The sequence below is a fragment of the Daejeonella sp. genome (genome assembly GCF_044232565.1).
In the GTDB taxonomy this organism is placed as follows: domain Bacteria; phylum Bacteroidota; class Bacteroidia; order Sphingobacteriales; family Sphingobacteriaceae; genus Daejeonella.
The window spans coordinates 1-6,379 of the sequence record NZ_JBIILQ010000162.1; the positions used below are offsets into that span (position 1 = coordinate 1).

At 35.3% G+C, this 6,379-nt stretch carries 3 protein-coding genes and 1 pseudogene; 1 reads left to right on the forward strand and 3 read right to left on the reverse strand.

The features are described from left to right. From ACILQF_RS09270 to ACILQF_RS09280, 3 genes and pseudogenes are all read right to left on the reverse strand, one after another. Positions 1–1,817: pseudogene (locus ACILQF_RS09270) on the reverse strand (hypothetical protein); the annotation flags it as partial. Positions 1,818–1,840: 23 nt separating this feature from the next. After that, complete coding sequence (locus ACILQF_RS09275; protein ID WP_395627131.1) at positions 1,841–2,695, reverse strand: phosphodiester glycosidase family protein; 855 nt, start codon at positions 2,693–2,695, stop codon at positions 1,841–1,843. 130 nt (positions 2,696–2,825) lie between these two features. Then, positions 2,826–5,333 carry a zinc-dependent metalloprotease gene (locus tag ACILQF_RS09280; protein ID WP_395627132.1) on the reverse strand — a complete coding sequence of 836 codons (2,508 nt, stop codon included), beginning with the start codon at positions 5,331–5,333 and terminating at the stop codon, positions 2,826–2,828. A 288-nt stretch (positions 5,334–5,621) separates the two neighbouring features. Here ACILQF_RS09280 and ACILQF_RS09285 point away from each other — a divergent pair. After that, the coding region (locus ACILQF_RS09285) for a D-alanyl-D-alanine carboxypeptidase (RefSeq protein WP_395627133.1) at positions 5,622–6,379 on the forward strand (758 nt) is incomplete at its 3' end.

The following is a 6,379-nucleotide window of genomic DNA, read 5'->3' on the forward strand; positions in this document are numbered from 1 at the left end:
TCTAAGACATCATTAAATAACTTTTCTATTTGTTTTTGTTTCTCAAGAATTTGTTCGTTTTCGAGCGACTTTTGGCCTAAATTATTTTCTTTGTTTTCATTTTGTATTTCTTTAATAAGTTTTTCTAAATCATTTTGCTTTTTAACAAGATTTTCAACCTGTTTTTTGTCCTCATAACTAAGGCTATTTTTATTAAGAAGAGCCTGGTTTAATTTTTTAGCTTCTTTTTCTAGTTCCTTGGCTTCTTTGATAGCCTCCTCCATTTTTTCTTTAGTCTTTTCAGACTTTGCTGAAAGGTCTCGGTTAATCTCTTCTTGAGAGGGCATTTTTAAGGTCTTGACGATTGATTTACTAGATTTCGGACCGTTAACACCATCATTATCAAACACTTCAAAATAATATTCTATTTGTTCACCTAAATGCGTTCCAATACTTGTGATATCCCAAGCATGGATAAAATTGCTTTGATTGGAATTTTTGTCGAATTCGATGGTTTTTTTAAATCCATTCGTTTTGTTATCACCCATCAAAACCCGATAATTGAAGGTAAGTTTTGATAAACCATGGTCATCGCTTAGCTGACCGGTAAAATAGAGTACTTCTTTATTAATCGAATCCTGGCTCTCCTTTAGTTCAATTATTGGCAGAAGATCGGGAATTACTTGAATTTGATAATTTACTGATGGAGGTGCTTGGAGTCCGTTTTTGATTGGCTTAATTTGGTAGCTTGATGTTTTTAAAGCACTATAGCTAAAATTAAATTCATTATCAGCACTTTTATTAAGTAAGTAATTCTTCTTATTTACCCGTATATCAATAAAATCGCTATTATCTGTAATAAATTTCCAGCTTATTTTTGAACCTTCTGGGACGATTAAATCTCCAGAGTTTTTAATAAACTCGTTTTTCTTTTTCAGATAAGCAGGATATTCGATATAAATATCAAATTTAAGGATGCTCGGTTTGGTTTTCACTTCCAATGAATATTCGTCTGATTTAAACTTGCCTGCGTTTAGTTTTATTTTTAGACTTTTTTGAATGTTTTTAAAGGTATAATTGAACCGAACATTGTTTTCGCGCTTGAGTTTAAAGGTATTTAAACCATCTTCAAGATACAGTTCTGCAGGAATTTGATTGCCTCTGAGCCTAACCTTTAAAGTAAAGTCACTCCCCTGCTCTGCCACTAAACTTTCATTTAAAATTTCGAATTCAAAGGGGGCTTTTTCTACAAAGTGTTTGTTGTAATTGATTAAACGCGTGGTGCTTTCACTTAAAATAGAGGGAGAGGCAAAAAAGATAAATATTAGAATAGCCAAGGGAGCAAGGCTGAACTTTAAGTATTTAATATTGTCATTTAGTCTGATTGCAAGATTAAATGGAATGGGTTTTAGTTCTGTTATTTTTTGATTGATGCTGGCATCAATTAGTTGCCGTTGTTCAGGGTTAGACTCGTAAAGTTTTTTTAATTGAAGGGTATTGAGGAGCTTATCTTTTATGGGCGAAAAATGTTCCCCAATAATGCTAGAAGCCTGTTCATGGCTAATGCTTTTGCCAAGCTTTAAATAAGATAGAAGTGGAATTAGGATATAACCAAAAATCACTATAAGATTTATTACTATAAATGAATAGTACAAAATAGCCCTGAAAATTGAGTTAAAACGACCAAAGTGCTCTACAGTGATCACAAAAATATATGCTATTAAGCTTGAGGCAAGTAGAAAAACTAGTCCTTTTAATACCTTATTGAAGTAATATTTACGGATAAAGCTATCAATTTTAGCTAGGAGATAGACATAGTTTTGTTCAGAAGCCTTCATTATTTATCCTTCCAAATCTGAAATTATTTTTTCTTCAAGAGGAGCACATTTGCGACCTTTCTTTGTCCTTCGTGGTCCCATTTTTTATTATCGGTAGGATGGTTTACTACCCCAGTCCCATTGTTTACCCAAAGAGTTGTAGATCCACCGCCATCTAGGTTGATCGCGTCTTCTGCTTGCATCCAGCGCATTAATTTGCTTAACTCAAACAAACTCATTCCTGCTGAATTGGCATTCCGACCATCGACAGTAATCAATAAAACGCGCTTGTTTTTTGTAATAGCAACAGCGGTTCGTGGATGTCTTGTTTTGTTGAATGTGTTTGCGGTATCTAGTTTTTCTTCAGATTTGTCCATTATTAGAAGCGGTCCGCTAACCATTATGTCGTCTGCCAAAAGCGTTTTTTCCCAATTAGGACTCCCATTCCATTTGGCGATGCCTAATTTACCCTTATTTATTACCAAGGCTGATTTTTGGTGTATTGCCCGTTTACCATTCTTAGAAAGTCGATTTTCGTTAATTACTTCTCCATTGAATTTAATATAATCTACCGACCCGCCATTGCTAATATCAAAGAATGTTCCATTAAGAGATGCAATTGCATTAGCTTGTTCGCCAAAATCGCTTGTTGTGATTAGTTTTTTCGGCTCATAACCAAGATCAAACTCATATTTTTTCTTCTTTTTAACCTCTAATACACTAACAAATTGATTAGAATTGAAAAGTGAGTTTTGAAACCAGAAAGTTTTTAAAGTTACTCCTTCTCCAATTTTTTCTTTATGCCATTTAGCATTAACTACAGCAATAGAATCGGATTGTGCATATAAACCTATTGATATGAAAATCGAAAAGAGTATGCTAAAAAATAATGATTTCATCGTGTCATATTAGGATACTAATATACCGATAAGGAATGGAATTGATGAAATTGTTTCTGGGCTTTAATAATTTAAATCCATAAAAAAGCCCCGTATCTATTCAGATACAGGGCTTTTAAAGCTGATTTTATTACTTTGTTGGATTCAATGCCTCGTCGATACGAACAAGCACATCATCTAAATGTGATTTGATTACCGGATTAGCATATTTAGGTAATGATGACTTAATTTGCGCAGCCAAAGTTTTCAATTCTTGTCTAGCCATTGGGCGAATATCTGACTGAGAAACATCAATTTGCGGACCAGCAAGGGCTGCAAATTGTGGAGGTACCTGAGTTTCGTTTTCATTCAAAAGATAAGACATTCTTTCAACGTATGCTCTTTGTAAATTACGACGATAGGTATCCACATTGGCACCTGTTTTTAACTCCGACCAAATTCCATTTCTTAGATCAGAAAACAGATCGGTCATTGCATATGAATTGTTGCCATTTTTTACCGAATTATCAATTACTCTACCAAGGCGTGAAAAATCAAGAATTCCATTTAAAACGCCAACTTGCGTTCTTCTCAAGCGATCAACAATTCCGGCATTATCAAACTTATTTAATACGTTTTGGTCAAGCATCCAATTTGGTGTTGTGAAGGCTTGATCATTAATAAACTTCACCGCTGTTTTTTGTTTTGATTTATCAACATGCGTATAAACCGGTCCTTTTTGCTCGTAAGTTTTATCGTTTTCATAGATACCACCAATATTAGAACGAACATGTCCCATATAACGGTTCCACTGACCTAAAACTTCACCATAAAGCTCTTTTAGGTTATCATAAGGTTTTCCTTCTTCATAAGTCCATTTTTCGATATTTGGAAGGATACGCTTTAAGTTAGCAATACCATACTGAGATGCTTTTACTGCATCATCTCCAAGATCTTCAGATTGAGCACGTGGATCTATTGGGTTTCCTGTTTGTTGACCATAGAAATAAATTGGATTTCCTGCTCTTTCGATAGTCCACTTGTTTAATGTTTTTGCTTCCTCCTCAGGTGTTTGATTATCAAACCAGGTATAACCCCATTTAACAGACCATTTGTCGTATTCACCAACTCCTGGATATAATACAACACCTTCATCACCCGGTTGAGCGATGTAGTTAAAACGAGCATAATCCATGATAGAAGGAGCAGTTCCGCCCATTCTCTTAGTAAATGAAGGAGAACGTAAAGAATCAACAGGGTATGCAACACTTGATCCAAAATTGTGTGGAAGACCTAGGGTGTGTCCAACCTCATGAGAAGAAACAAAGCGAATTAACTGACCCATCACTTCATCTTTAAATTTAGGATTGCGTGCATCTGGGTTTATTGCTGCAGTTTGTACAAAGAACCAATTACGAACAAGGTTCATCACATTATGGTACCAACCTATGTCGGATTCCATAATTTCGCCAGAACGTGGATCAGAAATATGTGGTCCGTAAGCATTTGCAATATTGGAAGCGAAATAACGAATTACAGAATAACGAGCATCTTCTGGCGACCAATCAGGATCGTCTGTTGGTGGTTCAAGTGCAGTAATTGCATTTTTGAACCCCGCTGCTTCAAATGCTGCATTCCAATCTTTTACCCCATCAATTAGGTATGGTCTCCATTTTGCTGGAGTTGCAGGATCGATATAATAAACAATTTGTTTTTTAGGCTCAACCAATTCACCTCGCTTATAAGCTTCAGGGTCTTTAGGTTCTAATTTCCAACGGTGAATATATCTTGTAACCTGGGCTTTTTGAGCATCTAGTCCGTAATCAGTCTGACTTTGACCAAAAAAGCCAACTCTGTCGTCTGAGAAACGAGCCTTGTATGGTACTTTAGGTAAAAGTAGCATGGAATTATGAATCTCAACAGTCATTGAACCAAGTGATTTATCGCCAGGTGCTTCAGAAGCACGGTATGTTTTTAATGAACGTACTTCGATATTAATTGGAAATGATTTGATGGTATCAATATAGCTACGTGCATCATCCATTGCACTAATTTTGTATTGAGTACGAACCGGTTGTGGTAATCCGAGCGATTGAACATCTTTTGAAAACAGTTCGGTTACGTCGATTACAACCGAACTAGAATCTTTATTGATTGCTTTGATATCAAATGCTGATAAAACGGCTTCAAGATTAGAGTTTTGTACGGATTGATACATATCCGATTTTTCATCAGCGATGTTACGGTAAGATGGGATTCGGATAAATACTTGTTTATCACGCTTTTGCCATTTCCATATCTGCTCATTTAATTCTTCACCTCCATATGTTCCGTCAACTGTCGGTGTTTTTGCATAGCGTGTTACCACAAGCATTTCCCGATTGAACAATGAATCTGGAATTTCATAGAAATATTTACCATCCAAACGATGGACTTTAAATAGTCCATTATCTGTTTTAGCCTTATCTGTAATTACCTCCTTGTATGGTTTTATACCAGTACTTGGTTTAGCCGGAGCGGCTGGTGTGGTTGTTTTAGCGGGATCCTGGGCTGGAGCACCACCATTTTTGCGATCTTGGCCATTTACGTCATTCAAGCCAATTGCAATTACCAGCGCTGCTACTGCAGCAACTTGTAGGTTGCGGTAGTTTTTTGTCATAGTTAATTTATATAATGGTTTTTTGTTTCTAATCTACAAATTTAAAATTTGAACTGACTTCTGAACATTTTTTATTTATTTATCCTAATAAAATTACAGAATGCACCAATAATTGCTTAAAAACCTTAAATCGAACAATTATTTAGGCCATTGAATGGAAAAAGCGTTCAAGGGCTGATTTATTTTATCTTTTTTACACCAATTTCGATTCTAAGCTTATAATTATTTTCTATTTTTAGGAACCCGTTCTGGTATCGCAACACGAATTTTTAACACAATAAATATTTGATGAAAATTAAAGCCTTAATTTGTCTGATAATTGCCCTTTTTAGTATGGAAGCTTTGAGTGCTAAAGGCACTCCTCCGCGTAAAATTCTAAAAATGATTAGAAATTCAGCGGTTCTTAGCCAACATTTTACAGGATTTGCCCTGTATGATCTGGAAAAGCGAAAAATGATAGTTGAGCAGAATAGTGAAAAGTATTTTACCCCCGCATCAAATACCAAACTTTTTACATTTTTTGCTGGATTAAAGCTTTTGAAGGATTCGGTTGCCGGATTACATTATGTAGAACGCGGAGACTCGTTACTATTTTGGGGTACCGCCGACCCCAGCTTCTTAAACAGAGAATTTAAGGAGCAAAAGGTTTTTCAAAAACTAAGCGCTACAAATAAAAAACTTTATTGGTCAAATGGTTCATACACTGGTGATTTTTATGGTGTTGGTTGGTCATATGACGACTATAATGAGTATTATCAGCCAGAAAAATCTGAACTTCCCATTTATGGAAACGTTGTGTTTTTTAATCAGATGAATAATTCACTAAATACTTATCCAAAAATTATTGGGGAGAGTCAAATAACTATCCATAAAGATTCTGCTATAGTATCGAAAAGATTTAGGGTTCAACGTAATCTAATTAACAATGAATTTCACATTCCTAATATTTCCATCCCATCCGGTTTTAGTCAAACCGTACCCTTCAAAGTAACGGATCAATTAGTTGGTGATTTATTGAAACAAAGCTTTCCTAATTTCGCTGGAAT

Excerpts from the sequence above, each read along its gene's own strand:
- ACILQF_RS09280 (WP_395627132.1), bottom strand. The coding sequence starts at position 5,333 with ATGACAAAAAACTACCGCAACCTACAAGTTGCTGCAGTAGCAGCGCTG.
- ACILQF_RS09275 (WP_395627131.1), bottom strand. The coding sequence starts at position 2,695 with ATGAAATCATTATTTTTTAGCATACTCTTTTCGATTTTCATATCAATA.